The organism is Sulfuritalea sp. (assembly GCF_031426875.1).
GTDB lineage: Bacteria > Pseudomonadota > Gammaproteobacteria > Burkholderiales > Rhodocyclaceae > Sulfuritalea.
In genome coordinates, this window is record NZ_JASJPC010000025.1 from 1 (window position 1) to 16587 (window position 16587).

The 16587-nt window shown below is 62.2% G+C and carries 18 protein-coding genes; 7 read left to right on the forward strand and 11 right to left on the reverse strand.

The annotated features are described in order from the left end of the window. Nucleotides 1-113 precede the first annotated feature (113 nt). On the reverse strand, nt 114-1301 hold the full coding sequence (gene tyrS / locus RMO95_RS11625) for a tyrosine--tRNA ligase (protein WP_310450798.1): 1188 nt from the start codon (nt 1299-1301) through the stop codon (nt 114-116). A 130-nt stretch (nt 1302-1431) separates the two neighbouring features. On the opposite strand from tyrS, the gene RMO95_RS11630 reads away from it, so the two are divergent. Continuing rightward, nucleotides 1432-2784, forward strand: a complete 1353-nt coding sequence (locus RMO95_RS11630; protein WP_310450799.1) for a M23 family metallopeptidase — start codon at nt 1432-1434, stop codon at nt 2782-2784. Between the two features lies 1 nt (nt 2785). After that, entirely contained in the window at nt 2786-3886 is a 1101-nt protein-coding gene (locus tag RMO95_RS11635) for an anhydro-N-acetylmuramic acid kinase (protein WP_310450800.1), read from the forward strand. A gap of 81 nt (nt 3887-3967) precedes the next feature. On the opposite strand, the gene erpA is transcribed toward RMO95_RS11635, so the two are convergent. From erpA to queC, 9 genes are all read right to left on the reverse strand, one after another. Next, nucleotides 3968-4318 (reverse strand): iron-sulfur cluster insertion protein ErpA, encoded by a 351-nt coding sequence (erpA, locus tag RMO95_RS11640; RefSeq protein ID WP_310450801.1) that lies wholly within the window; start codon nt 4316-4318, stop codon nt 3968-3970. Nucleotides 4319-4392: 74 nt separating this feature from the next. After that, nucleotides 4393-4794, reverse strand: a complete 402-nt coding sequence (locus RMO95_RS11645; RefSeq protein ID WP_310450802.1) for a polymer-forming cytoskeletal protein — start codon at nt 4792-4794, stop codon at nt 4393-4395. Between the two features lie 44 nt (nt 4795-4838). Beyond that, the gene (locus tag RMO95_RS11650) at nt 4839-5480 is read right to left on the reverse strand and encodes a DUF6776 family protein (RefSeq protein WP_310450803.1); all 642 of its coding nucleotides are present in this window, start codon (nt 5478-5480) and stop codon (nt 4839-4841) included. A gap of 89 nt (nt 5481-5569) precedes the next feature. After that, entirely contained in the window at nt 5570-6607 is a 1038-nt protein-coding gene (gene argC, locus RMO95_RS11655; protein ID WP_310450804.1) for an N-acetyl-gamma-glutamyl-phosphate reductase, read from the reverse strand. A gap of 250 nt (nt 6608-6857) precedes the next feature. Beyond that, nucleotides 6858-7250, reverse strand: coding sequence for a 30S ribosomal protein S9 (rpsI, locus tag RMO95_RS11660; protein ID WP_310450805.1), 393 nt, complete (start codon nt 7248-7250; stop codon nt 6858-6860). 9 nt (nt 7251-7259) lie between these two features. Next, complete coding sequence (gene rplM, locus RMO95_RS11665; protein WP_310450806.1) at nt 7260-7688, reverse strand: 50S ribosomal protein L13; 429 nt, start codon at nt 7686-7688, stop codon at nt 7260-7262. Between the two features lie 232 nt (nt 7689-7920). After that, nucleotides 7921-8835 (reverse strand): hypothetical protein, encoded by a 915-nt coding sequence (locus RMO95_RS11670; protein ID WP_310450807.1) that lies wholly within the window; start codon nt 8833-8835, stop codon nt 7921-7923. 285 nt (nt 8836-9120) lie between these two features. Continuing rightward, nucleotides 9121-10221 (reverse strand): YeeE/YedE family protein, encoded by a 1101-nt coding sequence (locus RMO95_RS11675; RefSeq protein WP_310450808.1) that lies wholly within the window; start codon nt 10219-10221, stop codon nt 9121-9123. Between the two features lie 110 nt (nt 10222-10331). Next, nucleotides 10332-11075 carry a 7-cyano-7-deazaguanine synthase QueC gene (gene queC / locus RMO95_RS11680; protein WP_310450809.1) on the reverse strand — a complete coding sequence of 248 codons (744 nt, stop codon included), beginning with the start codon at nt 11073-11075 and terminating at the stop codon, nt 10332-10334. An 81-nt stretch (nt 11076-11156) separates the two neighbouring features. On the opposite strand from queC, the gene miaB reads away from it, so the two are divergent. The 5 genes from miaB to lnt are packed head-to-tail and all read left to right on the forward strand — an operon-like array spanning nt 11157 to nt 16273. Further along, nucleotides 11157-12509: a tRNA (N6-isopentenyl adenosine(37)-C2)-methylthiotransferase MiaB gene (miaB, locus tag RMO95_RS11685; protein ID WP_310450810.1), complete on the forward strand. Its 1353-nt coding sequence runs from the start codon at nt 11157-11159 to the stop codon at nt 12507-12509. A 21-nt stretch (nt 12510-12530) separates the two neighbouring features. Beyond that, nucleotides 12531-13505 (forward strand): PhoH family protein, encoded by a 975-nt coding sequence (locus RMO95_RS11690; protein ID WP_409574947.1) that lies wholly within the window; start codon nt 12531-12533, stop codon nt 13503-13505. Next, nucleotides 13459-13932 (forward strand): rRNA maturation RNase YbeY, encoded by a 474-nt coding sequence (ybeY, locus tag RMO95_RS11695; protein WP_310450811.1) that lies wholly within the window; start codon nt 13459-13461, stop codon nt 13930-13932. The genes RMO95_RS11690 and ybeY overlap by 47 nt, the downstream gene beginning before the upstream one ends. Before the next feature lie 2 nt (nt 13933-13934). Then, nucleotides 13935-14789 carry a transporter associated domain-containing protein gene (locus RMO95_RS11700; RefSeq protein ID WP_310450812.1) on the forward strand — a complete coding sequence of 285 codons (855 nt, stop codon included), beginning with the start codon at nt 13935-13937 and terminating at the stop codon, nt 14787-14789. Next, nucleotides 14786-16273: an apolipoprotein N-acyltransferase gene (lnt, locus tag RMO95_RS11705; RefSeq protein WP_310450813.1), complete on the forward strand. Its 1488-nt coding sequence runs from the start codon at nt 14786-14788 to the stop codon at nt 16271-16273. Before RMO95_RS11700 ends, lnt begins: the two co-directional genes overlap by 4 nt. On the opposite strand, the gene RMO95_RS11710 is transcribed toward lnt, so the two are convergent. Next, nucleotides 16270-16584 (reverse strand): hypothetical protein, encoded by a 315-nt coding sequence (locus tag RMO95_RS11710; RefSeq protein WP_310450814.1) that lies wholly within the window; start codon nt 16582-16584, stop codon nt 16270-16272. The two genes, lnt and RMO95_RS11710, sit on opposite strands and share 4 nt — an antisense overlap. Between the last annotated feature and the right edge of the window lie 3 nt (nt 16585-16587).

The window sequence follows — 16587 nt, forward strand, 5'->3', positions numbered from 1 at the left end:
AACTCCGCCTTGCTTTCACTTCCTTCAGCGGCTCCGCATGCAGCAGAGAGGGGCGCATTATACGGACCGTTTTTAGTTGGTCAATAGATTACGCAAAAAAAAATCGATGAATCTCAAATAAGGGTCACGCGCGCAAATTTTCGCTTACCCACCTGTAATACAACGCACCCCCCCGCACTCAGCGCCGCATTGCGATCGCCGACTTTCTCGCCATCAATCCTCACCCCGCCGCCATCGATCATGCGCAAGGCGTCCGAAGTGCTGGATGTCAGGCCGGCGGCCTTCAATACCTGCGCCAGCGAGCCTGCCGCAACGCTGATCTCGGGCATATCCTCGGGCAGCACGCCGCGCTGAAACCGCGCCTCGAACTCGGCGAGAGCGGCCTCGGCGTCCTTGGCCGAATGGAACCGGGTCACGATCTCCTGCGCCAGCAATACCTTGACGTCGCGCGGGTTGCGTCCCTCGGCCACTTCGCGCTTGAATCCGGCGATCTCGGCATTGGCACGAAACGAAAGCAGTTCGTAGTAGCGCCACATCAGTTCATCCGAGACCGACATCAACTTGCCGAAAATCTCGGTGGGCGATTCCGCAATGCCAATGTAATTGCCGAGAGATTTCGACATCTTGTTGACGCCGTCCAGTCCTTCCAGCAAAGGCATCATCAAGACGCATTGCGGCGCCTGGCCGTAATGCTTCTGCAATTCGCGGCCGACCAGCAGATTGAACTTCTGGTCGGTGCCGCCGAGTTCGACGTCTGCCTTCATGGCCACTGAATCGTAGCCCTGGCAGAGGGGATAGAGGAACTCATGAATGGCGATGGGTTGGCCGCCGGTGTAGCGTTTGGAGAAGTCGTCGCGTTCCAGCATGCGCGCCACGGTGTGGCGCGCAGCGAGCTTGATCATGCCGGCGGCACCGAGGGGTTCGAACCAGGTCGAGTTGAAGCAGACCTCGGTCTTCTGCGGATCGAGGATCTTGAACACCTGCTCCCGATAGGTATCGGCGTTCTCCAGTATTTGCTCGCGGGACAGCGGCGGTCGCGTCGTGTTCTTGCCGCTCGGGTCGCCGATCATTCCCGTGAAATCGCCGATCAGGAACATGACGTGATGGCCGAGGTCCTGAAAATGCCGCAACTTGTTGATCAGCACGGTATGCCCGAGATGAAGATCCGGCGCCGTGGGATCGAAGCCCGCCTTGACGCGAAGGGGACGTCCTGATTTCAGTTTTTCGACGAGTTCGGATTCGATCAGCAGTTCGTCCGCGCCACGCTTGATCAGTGCCAGTTGCGAGTCGATATCGACCATAGTGAGGTAACCCGGTTTGACGGAAGGGGGATATTTGCTACACTCACGCGACTTTTAGTTTCGGCTGTCGCTCGCTGACGCTTGCATTAGCCTTCTCTGAAACTGCGTTCTCAGTTATTCACCCATCCAATTGCAAAAAAACAAGAGCGGAATTTTAGCGCAACTCCTTGACTACCGAGTCGAACGGCCCGGGCATTTCTGGGTTGGTGCTGGCGTGCTGGGAGTTTCGCTCTTCAGCATGGTCGCCGCTTTCGGTACCGTGAACGACTCCCGTGTGGCGGACATCCCCCGCCAGCAAGTGGTCGAGCAACTGGCTCTGCCGCCTCTGACAGCAGCATCCGACGCCGATCAGAGCTTCCTGCGCGAAGACCGCGTGCAGCGCGGCGATACGGTAATGGACTTGCTGCAGCGGCTCGGGATCGACGATCCGGCTGCAGTCGGTTTTCTGAAAAGCAACACCACTGCCCAAAGCCTGTTCCGCCAGCTCAGCCCGGGCAAGAACCTGACGGTGCGAACCGGACCACAAGGTGAACTGCAGACCCTGGTCTTCCCGCTCAACGGCGGCAAGGACCAGGCCTTGGTGATCGAACGCCGGGCTGCACCGGATGGTGACCAATTCACGGCGTCGGAGCAGCCCCTGCCACTGGAAACCCAGGTGGTCATGAAAACTGCCGAGATTCGCTATTCCCTGTTCGGCGCTACAGACGCGGCAGGGATTCCCGACACGGTCGCGACGCAGCTGGCTGACATTTTTGGCGGCGACATCGATTTTCATCGCGACCTTCGCAAGGGCGATCGCTTTGCCGTCATCTACGAATCAGCGACCTATCTCGGCCGTGCCGTACGCAGCGGGCGCATCCTCGCCGCAGAGTTCGTCAATAATGGCAAGACCTTCCGCACCGCATGGTTCGCCGATCCTGCCGGCAGCGCAGGCAGCGGCGGATACTACACCGCCGACGGCAAGAACATCCGCAAGGCTTTCCTGCGCTCGCCCCTGGAATTCTCACGTATTACGTCCGGCTTCACTTCGGCGCGCTTCCATCCCGTCCTGCAGAAATGGCGCGCGCACAAGGGCGTCGATTACGGCGCTCCGACCGGCACCCGGGTCAAGGCCACCGGCGACGGCGTGGTTGAGTATGTCGGAGTGAAAGGTGGGTATGGCAAGGTCGTTATCCTGCGTCATCAGAATCGCTATACGACGCTTTACGGGCACCTCTCGGGCTTCGCGTCGGGCCTGCGCACAGGCAATCGCGTCGGCCAAGGCGATGTGATCGGCTTCGTCGGCGCCACTGGGCTGGCCAGCGGCCCGCACCTGCATTACGAGTTCCGCGTCAATGAAGTGCATCAGAATCCGTTGGCGATGGCCTTGCCCAGCGCGCCACCCTTGATGCCGCAACAGCTTGGCCTGTTCCGGGAACAAACCGCGGCTCATCTCGCCCGTATTGACCTGATTCGCGGATTCGACCTCGCCCAAGCCGACTGACATGGCATCGGCTGTGCCGCTGGTTGTGGGCTTGATGTCGGGAACCAGCCTCGACGGCATTGACGCCGCCCTGGTCGACTTCTCCCGCAGTCAACCGCGCACGCTTGCCACGTTCTGGCAGCCGTATTCCGACGCTATCCGCCAGCAGGCCCTGCGGCTACAGACCGCGCAACACGATGAAATCCACTCCGCCGCGCTGTTTGCCAACGAACTGGCTCGTTGCTACGCCGAGGCCGTCGGGCACCTCCTGACCAAAGCGGGGGTCGGCGCCGGGCAAGTTGCGGCCATAGGCTGTCACGGACAGACCATCCGGCATCAACCCGCCGCCGGCTACACTGTGCAGTTGAACAATCCGGCGCTGCTGGCCGAATTGACCGGAATTACTGTTGTAGCCGATTTCCGCAGCCGCGACATTGCCGCCGGCGGCCAGGGAGCCCCGCTGGTGCCGGCCTTTCATGCAGCGATATTCGGCGATCCCTCACGGCATCGGGTCATCCTGAACATCGGCGGCATCGCCAATCTGACCGATCTCAATCCCGGGCAAGCGGTGCGCGGCTTCGACAGCGGGCCCGGCAATCTGCTGATGGACGCCTGGATAGAACGCCACAAGGGACTGCGCTACGACGACGGCGGGCAGTGGGCCGAGCAGGGGCAGGTACTTCCCGAACTGCTGGACAACCTCCTCACTGACAGCTTTTTCGCCGCAAGCCCGCCCAAGAGTTGTGGCCGCGATGAGTTCAACCTGCCATGGATCGAGCGCCATCTTGCGGGCAGCGAACGGCCGGAGGACGTCCAGGCGACCCTGCTTGAACTCAGCGCCGTGTCTGCGGTCCGGGCTATCGATCGCTGGTGCGATAATCCCGTCGAACTCTTCGTCTGTGGCGGCGGCGCGCACAATCGGGCTCTGATGGCTCGACTGCAGCATCATCTGACGAATTGCCGTGTCGCCAGCACCAACTCTCTGGATCAAGCTGCCGACTGGGTAGAAGCGCTGGCCTTTGCCTGGTTGGCGTGGCGTACCCTGAACGGCGAAACGGGCAATCTACCCGAAGTCACGGGTGCCCGTGGGCCACGCATCCTGGGCGCCATCTATCGGCACTGATTCCGCACGTGACGGCAGGCGATGACGACAAAAGGCGCGGAGCCCACGGCCCCACGCCTTTTCTTGTCTATGGAACCCGAATCAGGCGGAGAAAGACGACCCGCAACCGCAGGTCGATTGAGCATTCGGATTCTTGATCACGAATTGCGAACCTTCGAGCCCCTCCGAGTAATCGATCTCGGCACCGACCAGGTACTGATAGCTCATCGGGTCGATCAGCAGCGATACACCGTTCTTTTCCATCACGGTGTCGTCATCATTGGTCACTTCGTCAAAAGTGAAGCCATACTGAAACCCGGAACAACCGCCGCCAGTCACGAACACCCGCAGTTTGAGCTCGGGGTTGCCTTCTTCGGCAATGAGTTCCTTGACCTTGGATGCCGCGTTATCGGTGAAATTGAGCGGCGCCGGCATTTCGGTGGGTGCATTCATGGTGTTCTCCTGTGGGTTTTCCGCAATGGAATAATAAGTATGTCCGGAAATTATGGTTTCAATAGTGTCAGGCGTCAATTACTTGCAGCCAGTTTCAATTCCACCGCCTTCGACGGCGCGCCCTCATGCACCAAGCGGCCCTGCACTACGGCCCCGAGATGCATTTCGATCGTACTGTACTCGACATCACCCGTGACCCGGGCGCGCGTCTGAAGTTCCAGGAAATCGCTCGAATGCACCGCGCCGATTACGGTTCCGTTGATAACCAGGTGGGAAACCGAGATCTCGCCCTCGATCCGTGCATGCTCGCTGATCACCAGCGTTGCCGGTTGTCCCTCGCTGCCGCGAACATTTCCCTTGATTTCGCCATCGACACGAAGGCCGCCGGTAAAAGTCACATCGCCTTCCAAAGAAGTGCCGGCACCGATCAAGCTGTCGATACGCCCCTGGGGCTTGTTGATTTTCTTGCCAAACATGACTGGGATCTCCTCACCTGTCTAATGTGTGAATACCGTGACGCTCAAAGCATCACGCTCTGACTGGCTTTCACTGCGCCGTCCTGGATCAGACGCACCTCGACGCGCTGAATTCGCGCACCGCTCGCCACCTTGAATGTGCCTTCCAGGCGCCGGAAGTAGCGAAAGCTGACCTGATACTGGCTGGCAGCGGGATCTCCGGCAACGGGAAATTGCATCATAGCAGTCTCTGCGCCTTGCTGCACGGTTGCAAACAGCTGGATCATACCGTTGAATTCCTTGTCTTTTTTCTCTCCTGTCTGCGCCAGCAGGAGGCGGTAGCGATACTGGCCATCGCCGAGCGGAAGGATCTGCAGCCGACTGATCGCCAGTCCCGAATTCCCCACCTGCCCTCCTGCCAGGCTTTCAAACGTTGCCAAGTCGGACTTGAGGTGGGTGTTTTCCTCTTCCAGGGTCCGTATTTGGGCGGTCAGTTGCTCCTGCGAGGTGCTCTCGATGCGCAAACGGCTTTCGCTGGCATTCGCCACCTTGCGTGCGCTTTCCAACTCGGATTCCAGCTGCGTAATGCGTTCCCGCATTTCGGTGATCTCATGTTCGCTAGCGCCTTGATGAAAACCCGCAAAGCGCTGCCCCGCGTCATAAATCCAGCCGGCCAAAGCCAATGACGCACCCGCGATTGCGACCACGGACAGCGCCCGCCAATACCATGGCAGATGCGTCCGGATTGCAACTCGCGGTGCTGAAATGCCGAAGCGGCTACGCAGCCGCCTCAGCGTCAGGGCAAAACGGGAACTTGCGAAAGACCCGAACATTCGTCCAGACCAAACATGAGGTTCATGTTTTGTACCGCCTGCCCTGCGGCCCCTTTTACCAGATTGTCGATCACCGAGAGGATCACCAGCGTGTCGCCGCCTTGCGGTCTATGCACTGCAATCCGGCAGGTATTTGCCGCGCGCACCGAACGCGTCTCGGGGTGCGATTTCGGCGGCAGCACATCGACAAAAGGCTCCGCGGCATAACGCTGCTCGAACAAGGTCTGGAAATCGTCTTCGCGCGTAATACGCGCATAGAGCGTGGCATGGATGCCGCGAATCATCGGCGTCAGGTGCGGCACGAAGGTCAGGCCGATCTGCTGCTCGGCCTTGCCTGCAGCGCGCGCCAAACCCTGCCGGATCTCGGGCAGGTGGCGATGCCCCGGCACGCCATAGGCCTTGAAGTTATCCGCAGCCTCGGAAAATAGAATCCCTATCTCCGCTTTACGACCGGCGCCGGAAACGCCGGATTTGGCGTCGGCAATCAAATGCCCGAGATCGATACAGCCTGCCTCCACCAGCGGCAGGAAGCCGAGCTGAGTCGCCGTCGGATAACAGCCAGGGTTCGCCACCAGCCTTGCCTTGCGGATCTGCTCGCGATTCACTTCGGGCAGGCCATATACCGCTTCGGCGATCAAATCAGGGCTGACGTGGGTCATGCCATACCACCGCTCCCAAAGAGCGACGTCCTTGATGCGAAAATCGGCTGCCAGGTCGATGACCTTGACTCCGGCATCCAGCAACTGCGCCACCTGCTGCATGGCGATGCCATTGGGCGTGGCGAAAAACACCACGTCGCAATCGCTTAGCGGCGCGTCCTTGGGATCGCTGAAATTCAGGCTCACGGCGCCGCGCAGGCTGGGAAACATGTCGGCAACCTTGGTCCCGGCCTCGCCCCGCGAGGTGATTGCAGTGAGCTCAACGCCGGAATGCTGCGCCAGCAAGCGCAAGAGTTCCACTCCCGTGTAGCCCGTACCGCCCACGATACCTGCCTTGATCATGCCACGCTCCTTGCTGCGAAGAGAAGATGTTAACCCGTAACCGGATACAAACGAAAACGGAGTTTCAAAGGGCGGCTGATGCCGGCTCCATCGGCGTCAAGCGCGGCGGCTTCATCCGGTGGATACCGCCTCCAGCCAGAGGCTGAGGACATATCCCACCAGGGGATACCGTCTCCGCATCCCGCGCGGACATAACTAAAAAGCCGCCCGAAGGCGGCTTTTTGCGCAACAGCGATACGGCCGCTGAAGCTTAGCGCTTCGAGAACTGCTTGCGCCGGCGCGCCTTGCGGAAGCCGACCTTCTTTCGCTCCACTTCGCGCGCATCGCGGGTAACGAATCCGGCGCTCGAAAGAGCCGGCTTCAAGGTCGCGTCGTATTCGATCAGAGCGCGGGTAATGCCGTGACGAACGGCACCGGCCTGACCAGACTCGCCGCCGCCTTCGACATTCACCAGAATATCGAAGGTGGTCGTGTGCTGGGTCAGCTCAAGCGGCTGACGCACCACCATGCGGCCGGTTTCGCGCGAGAAGAACTCGTCGACCGGCTTGTCGTTGACCACAAACTTGCCGCTGCCGGTGCGCAGAAACACGCGGGCAATGGCCGTCTTGCGGCGACCGGTACCATAATATTGGGTGACTGCCATGAGAACTCCTTAGATTTCCAGCGTCTTCGGCTGCTGGGCGCTATGCGGATGCGCGGCGCCGGCGTAGCACTTCATCTTCTTCAGCATCGCGTAGCCCAGCGGACCTTTGGGCAGCATGCCCTTCACGGCTTTTTCCAGGATGCGTCCCGGAAAACGCTGCTGCAGTTTGGTGAAGTTGGTTTCGTTGATACCACCCGGATAGCCGGTGTGGCGATAGTATTTCTTGTCTTCGGCCTTGTTGCCCGTTACGCGCAGCTTTTCGACGTTCACCACGACGATGTAATCGCCGGTATCGACGTGCGGCGTGAAGATGGCCTTGTGCTTGCCGCGTAGCCGGTGTGCAATCACGGCAGCCAGGCGACCCAGCACCTTGTCCGTGGCATCGACGACAACCCAGTCGTGCTGGACCTCATGTGGCTTGGCGGAAAATGTTTTCATTCTCGTGTTCCTTGCTTGCATCGATAACCCGGCCCGCGCAGCAAGGGATGGAATCCGCCCATGCGCTTCTCGGAAAGCCGAGCATTCTAACCAATAGACGAAGCACCTGTCAAATGGGAATTGCTAAAAAGCCCGGCGACTGCGGCCTATCTGCAGCAGACCGCATGATCAAGGCCAAAAGGATGGCCGTTGGTCGCGAAATTGTCTTCGCGCTGCTTCCCTACAGCACGTTTCATTCGGTCTTGACCAGACCGAGCACCGCCGCCGCATTGAGAAAATCGATGATTTCCTCGATCGGCCTGGCAGCGCTTGCCACCACGTGTTCGGGCGCCGAAAGTTTTCCCACCAGACCTTCGGCCAGCCGCGGCTGCCACTCCAGGTGCGGCAGCAGTTTGAAATCCGGCATCTTCTTCAGGCCGACCCGGGTTGCCCGGGCAATTTCCGCCAGCGGCTGCCCCTGGGAGGCGCTCATCACACCCCAGAAGCGCAGGGCCTGGTAGGGCCGCGCGGAAAAACGCCGGCATTCGCCCAGCAGTTTCGCGTCATTGCTGACCTTGATCTGGCACGCGGCAGGATCGGCGCGCCAGAAATCGTGACTCGAGAACCACGTAGGATCGGCGCGGGCGGCCCGCACCCCGGCGTTTACATCGACGAGCAGATCCGGCGCGCCGGGAACACTCACGGCCAGCGGCTGATCGATGAGCAGTTTGGGGATAATCGCTTGGATCGCGCCGATCAGGCTGCGCTCCGGCAGGAATAGCTTGCGCATCGCCCGCGCGGCAACGGCCGACTCGGTCGCACGCTGCGCCGTGGCAGCGGAGGTCGCGGCCCGCTGCGCTGCCTCGGCCAGGACTTCGGCGATCTCATTGGCTCGTGGCGGGCAGTGCCCGAGGACACGGACCCCGGGCGGAGCCTCCTCGCCACGCGAACAGCAGTAAATAAGCAGCAGGCTGTCGCCGAGTCGCCCTACCAGTTCCGCCACCCGCTCCGGCGACAAGCGCCCCAGAAAGGCAATCTGCGCGACTGCCGGATCCTCTACCAACTGCCATGACAGGCCCTGCGTTCTGGCAACCAGCGGCAACAAGGACTTCAGCACCATGAGATCCTTGTCTTCAATCCCGACGGTGGCTATGGATACATCAGTCATTTCCCCTCCTCCCCTCTCGGCGATACGCCGGGGCTGCCTATTTCAGATAGTTGTTTTTATCCTTCCTTACCTTGCTGCAAACCGTTCTCAGGCTGGCGAGAATCGAGAAATCGTGCGGAATCCCATCACCCACTTATTGGAGGCCAGGTAAGTATGGGAAGTTGCTCAAGGAGAGCTACGGAGTTGGCAATGCCGCGAGTGGGAACCGGCCCGGTGCGCAGTCCGGGCCGTGGCAGGGCGCCGCAACTGCCCCGACGCGACATCCGTGAATTCATCGAAGCCCTTTCAGGCTTCCTGCATCATCCGCCAGTATTGATACTTCATCATGCCGGCAGAGCCAGCTATGATCGATATCAACGTCAGCACCGATCCCAGGGCCAGCGTCGAAACGCCGGAAATCCCCTGCCCGATGGTACAACCCATGGACAAGACGCCGCCAATGCCCATCAGCACAGCGCCGACCGCATGATTGGCGAAATCGCCGGCATTGACGAACCACTCGAGGCGAAAACTGCGGGTTATCAGGGCATACAGCAGGGAACCGACGATCACGCCGACCAGCGCCATGATGCCGAAGTTGATCAGCGAGGTATCGGCCGGGTTCATCACATAGCGCGCCAGGTCGCCCATCGGGCTCATGAAGGTGAAGGACTGGGTCTCGACCCGCAAGGGCTTGATGTCGGCAAAATCGGCAAATTCCTTCCAGGCCGCGCCCATCGAACTGCCGGTGACGTACCAGCCGACGATGACGGCAAGGCCTATCACCACGCCGCCCAGAATGTGGTCGGAATTGCCGCGAAAGTCGCGCGAGGAAAAGGCGAAGCCAAGAAGTGCCGCCGCCATGACCACACCGAACGCCGTATTGCCAAGCCCGGTCAGATCCCCGAGAGCCTGGCTGGCTTTGCCGGCGGCCGCCAGGTTGATCGTGGTCGCCGACATCATGCTGCCGAACACTGTGTCGTAGAAATTGGTCCACAACATCGCATAGGCACAGATCGATGCAATGGCCAGAACCACCACGGACTTCAGGTTGCCGCCGCCGATGCGCACCAGCGTCTTGTTTCCGCAACCGGAGGCCAGCGTCATGCCGACGCCGAACATCAGGCCGCCCAGCACGTAGCGCAACCAGGCCAGATTCGGCGTCCGATAGGGCGGGAAAGTGCCTGTACCGATAACGGCCTTGCCCGAGGCTTCAAGCACCACGACGCCGAGCGTGGCCACGGCAATCGCCAGCAACCAGGCGCGCAGGCGCCCCGTGTCGCCCATGTTCACCCAGTCCGAAACGGCGCCCATGGTGCAGAAGTTGGTCTTGTTGGCCACCGCGCCCATGACCATGCCGGTGACGAGCACAATGCCCAGAATCTGCAAATGAATAGTGAATTCCATACTCCTCCCAAAAGCCATCGTCGTGGCTTGATTCTTTTACAAATAGTGAATCATTCTAGGATATCGACCGGGGCATGGAATCAGTCTTCTTTGACCCCGAATAATGGCAATCAATTGCCATCCGCGTAACGGGTCGGGTCGGCCACACCGGCTGCGGCAAAGCCTTCGCTACGCAGGCGGCAGGAGTCGCACACGCCACAGGCGCGGCCCTGCGCGTCAGCCTGGTAGCACGACACGGTGATTGCGTAGTCGACTCCCAGCCGGGCGCCGCTGGCGATGATCTGCGCCTTGCTCATGGCGATCAGCGGCGCGTGCAGCTTGAGCGGCCGGCCTTCGACTGCCGCCTTGGTCGCCAGATTGGCGAGTCGCTCGAATGCGTGGATGAATTCGGGCCGGCAATCCGGATAACCCGAATAGTCCACGGCATTGACGCCGACAAAGATGTTCTGCGCCCCAAGCACCTCGGCCCAGGCCAGGGCCAACGACAGCATGATGGTGTTGCGTGCCGGCACGTAGGTGACCGGGATGCCCGGCTGCACGCCGGCAATCGGCACGGCGATCGAACTGTCGGTCAGTGCCGAACCACCCAACTGGCCGAGATCGAGCTTCAGCACGCGATGCGCCGTCGCCCCGAGAGCCTCGGCAACGCGCGCCGCCGCCTGCAGTTCGGCGCCATGCCGTTGCCCGTAATCGAGCGACAGGCAATGGCAGGCAAAGCCTTGCTCGCGCGCCAGGGCCAGCACCGTGGCGGAATCGAGGCCGCCGGAGAGCAGGACGACTGCGGGTTTTGCTACGGTCGCCGCGCTTGACGCCGGTGTGGCGGGCTGCGACCCACCTTGGAACTTGGTTTTCATGGCGGCGATGGTAGCAAACGGGCGGTGACTGCGGCTGTTCTATAATTGCGGGCCTTCTTCATGTATTTCACGCAACCCACGATGGCAAAGAAAGTGTTCATCCGCACCTTCGGCTGCCAGATGAACGAATACGACTCCGACAAGATGGCCGACGTGCTGGCCGGCAGCGACGGCGCAGTCAAGACGGACAATCCCGAAGAAGCCGACATCATCCTGTTCAATACCTGCTCGGTGCGCGAGAAGGCGCAGGAGAAGGTGTTCCACGATCTGGGCCGGGTCAGGCACCTCAAGCAACTCAATCCGAATCTGGTGATCGGCGTCGGCGGCTGTGTCGCCAGCCAGGAAGGCGCTGCCATCGTCGCCCGCGCGCCCTACGTCGACCTCGTCTTCGGCCCGCAGACCCTGCATCGCCTGCCGCAGATGATCGCCGCGCGGCGGACCAGCGGGCGCGCCCAGGTCGACATCTCCTTCCCGGAAATCGAGAAGTTCGATGCCCTGCCGCCCGCCACCGTCACCGGGACCTCGGCCTTCGTCTCGATCATGGAGGGTTGTTCCAAATACTGCAGTTTCTGCGTCGTGCCCTACACGCGCGGCGAGGAAGTCTCGCGCCCGCTGCCCGACGTGCTGGCCGAGATCGCCGGCCTGGTCGAGCGCGGCGTGCGCGAAGTCACATTGTTGGGCCAGAACGTCAACGCCTACCGGGGAAAGTTCGGCGGCGACACCGGCGACGATGACAGCGACGAAACCGCGGACCTCGCCTTCCTGATCGAGGCGCTGGCCGATATGGAAGGCATCGAGCGCATCCGCTATACGACCTCGCATCCGCGCGAAATGACGCAAAGGCTGATCGACGTGTACCGCAGTACGCCGAAACTGGTCTCGCACCTGCACCTGCCGGTGCAATCCGGTTCCGACCGGATCCTGGCCGCCATGAAGCGCGGCTATTCAGTGCTCGAATTCAAGTCGCTGGTGAGAAAGCTCAGGGCGGCTCGGCCCGATCTTTCGCTTTCGTCCGACTTCATCATCGGCTTCCCCGGCGAAACAGAGGAGGACTTCGAGAAGACCATGCGCCTGGTCGAAGAGCTCAACTTCGACAACAGCTTCTCCTTCGTCTACAGCCCGCGCCCCGGTACGCCGGCCGCCGACATGGCCGACGACACGCCGGCGGAACTCAAGATAAGACGCCTGATGCGCTTGCAGAAAACCATCGAGGCTCAGGCGATGCGGATCAGCGAGGCGATGGTCGGCACGACGCAGCGCGTCCTGGTCGAAGGCCACGCGCGCAAGGACGCCAGCGAGCTGGCCGGGCGCACCGACAACAATCGCGTGGTCAACTTCGCCGGCAACGAACGCCTGGTCGGCCGTTTCATCGACGTCACCATCACCGCCGCCCTGCCGCACAGTCTGCGCGGCGAAGTCGTGACGCACGCCTAGGCGCGCATTCCGCCGAATCGCATGATCGCCCCCCGTGCCCTGAGTCTTGTGCTGCAGCCGCTCGACAACGCGCGGCTGCAGAATCTGTGCGGCGCGCTGGACGAGAACCTGCGCCAGATCGAAGCCGCCTTCGATGTCACCATCAGCCGGCGCGGCCAGCATTGCCGGATCAACGGCGAACTGCCGCAATCGCGCCTGGCCGCAACTGCCCTGCAGCATTTCTACGCACAGGCAAGCGAACCGCTGTCGATCGACGAGTTGCAGCTCGGCCTCATCGAGATCACGCGCAACCGCAATGCGCGGACCCCGGCGCAGCCGAATGCCGGATTGCTGACCCGCAAGACCGATCTGCACGGGCGCACGCCGAACCAGGCCAAGTATCTGAATGACATCCAGGACCACGACATCACCTTCGGCATCGGTCCGGCCGGCACCGGCAAGACCTATCTTGCGGTCGCCTCCGCGATCGATGCCTTCGAGCGCGACCAGGTCAGCCGCATCGTCCTGACCCGGCCGGCGGTCGAAGCCGGCGAGCGGCTGGGCTTCCTGCCCGGCGACCTGGCGCAGAAAATCGATCCCTATCTGCGCCCGCTCTACGACGCGCTCTACGACCTGATGGGTTTCGAGAAGGTGTCCAAGCTGTTCGAGAAGCAGAGCATCGAAATCGCACCGCTGGCCTATATGCGCGGCCGCACCCTGAATCATGCCTTCATCATCCTCGACGAGGCGCAGAACACCACGCCGGAGCAGATGAAAATGTTCCTCACCCGCATCGGCATCGGCGCCAAGGCGGTGGTCACCGGCGACGTGACCCAGATCGACCTGCCGCGCGGGCAGAAGTCCGGCCTGGTCGAAGCCCGACGCATCCTGGCCGAAGTGCGCGGACTCGCCTTCACCGATTTCGACGCCTCCGACGTGGTGCGCCACCCGCTGGTCGCGCGCATCGTCGATGCCTATGAGAAACACGGCAGCACGCGCCCGACACCGACTGCCTGAGTTGCGGCTGGCGGTGCAGTACCCGGGCGGCAAGGACCAGGCGCCGACTCGTCCGCAGCTTCGCCGCTGGGTACGCGCGGCCTGTGCGATACCGGCCGAAGTGACGCTGCGCTTCGTCGGCGACGAAGAAGGACGAAATCTCAACCGCGACTATCGCGGCAAGGATTACGCCACCAACGTACTGTCCTTCCCTTACGAATCGGGCGCCAGTATCAGCGGCGATCTGGTGCTCTGCCTGCCGGTGGTGGCGCGCGAGGCGGAACAACAGGGCAAGTCGCGCGAAGCCCACTACGCGCACCTGGTCGTGCATGGTATGCTGCATCTACAGGGCTATGACCACGAGACCGGCAGCGATGATGCCGAACACATGGAAGCGCTTGAGCGCGAAATCCTGGATGCTCTCGGTTACCCCGATCCTTACGCTTAAGCATGGACCCATCCAGTCGACCCAGTCTGATCGAACGTCTTTCCGCGCTGCTGCTGCGCGAACCCGAAGACCGCGAACAACTCCTTGAACTGCTGCACGGCGCCTTCGAGCGCCATTTGATGGACGCCGACGCGCTGTCCATCATCGAAGGCGCGCTGTCCGTCGCGGACATGGCGGTGCGCGACATCATGGTGCCGCGCGCGCAGATGGACGTGGTGTATATCAACGATTCCCCGGAACAGATCGTCGAGGTCGTGCTCGAAACCGCGCACTCGCGCTTTCCCGCCATCGGCGAGACCAAGGACGACGTGCTCGGCATCCTGCTGGCGAAGGATTTGCTGCGCTATTTCGCCGGCAAGGAATTCGACCTGCGCGACACCCTGCGCCCGGCGATATTCATCCCCGAATCGAAGCGCTTGAACGTGTTGTTACGTGAATTTCGGGCTTCGCGCAACCATATGGCCATCGTGGTCGACGAATACGGCGGCGTCGCCGGCCTGGTCACCATCGAAGACGTGCTGGAGCAGATCGTCGGCGACATCGAGGACGAATACGACTTCGACGAGACTGCCGACAACATCGTCAAGGACAATACCGGCCGCTACCGCGTCAAGGCCGTGACCGAAATCGCCGACTTCAATGCCGCCTTCGCCACGGAATTTTCGGATGAGCATTTCGACACCGTGGGCGGCCTGGTAATCCATCACCTGGGCCGCCTGCCCAAGCGCAACGAAGTGGTCACCATCGACGGCATGCGCCTGCAGATCCTGCGTGCCGACAGCCGCCGCGTGCACACCCTGCTGGTCGATCCGCAGAAGGATCTGCCGCTCGCCGCGCCCCTCGCCGTAGACGAATGACGCAGCGGCGGCCGGCAGTTGCCCTGCTTGCCGCGTTCGCGCTGGGCGCCTTCTGCGTCCTTGGCTTCGCGCCTTTCGACGCCTATCTCGCCGCGTATTTCCCCGCGTATTTCGCCGTATGGCCAGCGCCAACTCTTGCCCTGGGCGGCCTATTCCTGCTCTGGCGCGGCGCGGCCACGATGCGTCAGGCGCTGCTGCTGGGCCTGGCCTGGGGAGCGGGCTGCTTCCTGTTCGGCGTGTCCTGGGTCTATGTCAGCCTCTCGCAATTCGGCGGCATGGCACCGCCGGCCGCCGCCGCCGCGACGCTGCTGTTCTGCCTTTATCTCGCGCTGTTCCCGGCGCTGGCCGCTGGCCTGTTCCAGCGCTGGCGCGGCAACAGCCTGCGCGACGCCTTGCTCTTCGCCGGACTATGGACCCTCACCGAATGGTTGCGCGGATCGCTATTCACCGGCTTTCCCTGGCTCGCCATCGGCTATTCGCAAAGCCCTCCGAGTCCGCTGGCGGGCTGGGCCTCGGTGCTGGGCGTGTATGGCGTCGGCTTCATCGTGGCGCTGGCCGGCGCATTGCTGGCTGCCGGTTGGCGCAGGCCGGCGGCATGGGCCGCGATCCTGCTGCTGCTCGGCGCCGGCGGCCTGCTGCGACGCATGGACTGGACCCAGCCGGTCGGCGCGCCGATCACCGTCAGCCTGCTGCAGGGCAACGTGCCGCAAAGCCTCAAGTGGGATCCGAAGCGCCTGCCACTGTCGGTGGACACCTATCTGCGCCTGGCCAGCGAGCATCCGGCTACGCTCACCGTACTGCCCGAAACCGCCCTGCCGCTGTATTTCAACGAAGTCCCGCGCGACGTCCTGCGCGGCCTGACCCGTCACGGTGACGCCTTGTTCGGCGTCGCCGTCGCCACCACCGATGGCGGCTATACCAACGGCGCCGTGACGCTGACCCCGGATCTGGTCGCGAAGGCCTACGCCAAGCGTCACCTGGTGCCCTTCGGCGAATACCCGCCGCCGGGTTTTGCCTGGTTCTTCCGCTTTGCGCACATCCCGATGTCGAATTTCACCGCCGGTCCGCCGCGCCAGGAAGCGCTGGCCGTGGCCGGGCAGCGGATTGCGCCCAACATCTGCTACGAGGATCTGTTCGGCGAGGAACTGCTCGGCGCCCTGCCCACTGCGACCCTGCTGGTGAATCTGTCCAACACCGCATGGTTCGGCGATTCGCTGGCACAGCCGCAACACCTGCAGATCGCCCAGTTGCGCGCCATCGAAACCGGCCGCGTGATGTTGCGCGCCACCAATACCGGAATGACCGCGATGGTCGCTGCGAATGGCGTCATCGCCGCCGCCCTGCCGCCCTTCGTCACCGCCGCGCTGGTGGTGCAGGCCCAGGGCCGCAGCGGCCTGACTCCCTATGCCCGCTGGGGCAACCTGCTGGCCTTGCTGCTGGCTGTCGGCGCCTGTATGACTGCCTTGCGTCGCCGCAGGAATTAAAGCTTGTAGGCCGCGAGGTCGATGGTGAGGCTGGGCCGCCCCATGGCCTGCAGGGCCGCGCAGAGGAAGCGGCGTGCCTCCGGCGCCAGCGGTTTGTAGTCGGAGGGCTTGAAGTTCATGGCCAGCAAAAGTATCTGGTCGACCAGCAGCATTTTGCCCATCGGGTTCGGCGTTTCCAGTCCCGCTTCGAGAAATGCCGCGGCAATCCAGTGCCGCGCACTGGCAGGATCGAAGGCGGCAAGATCCTCGGCACCGAGAGGAAAATCGTAACGCTCGCCGTTCTTCAACACCACGCTGACTTGATGATCCACGGT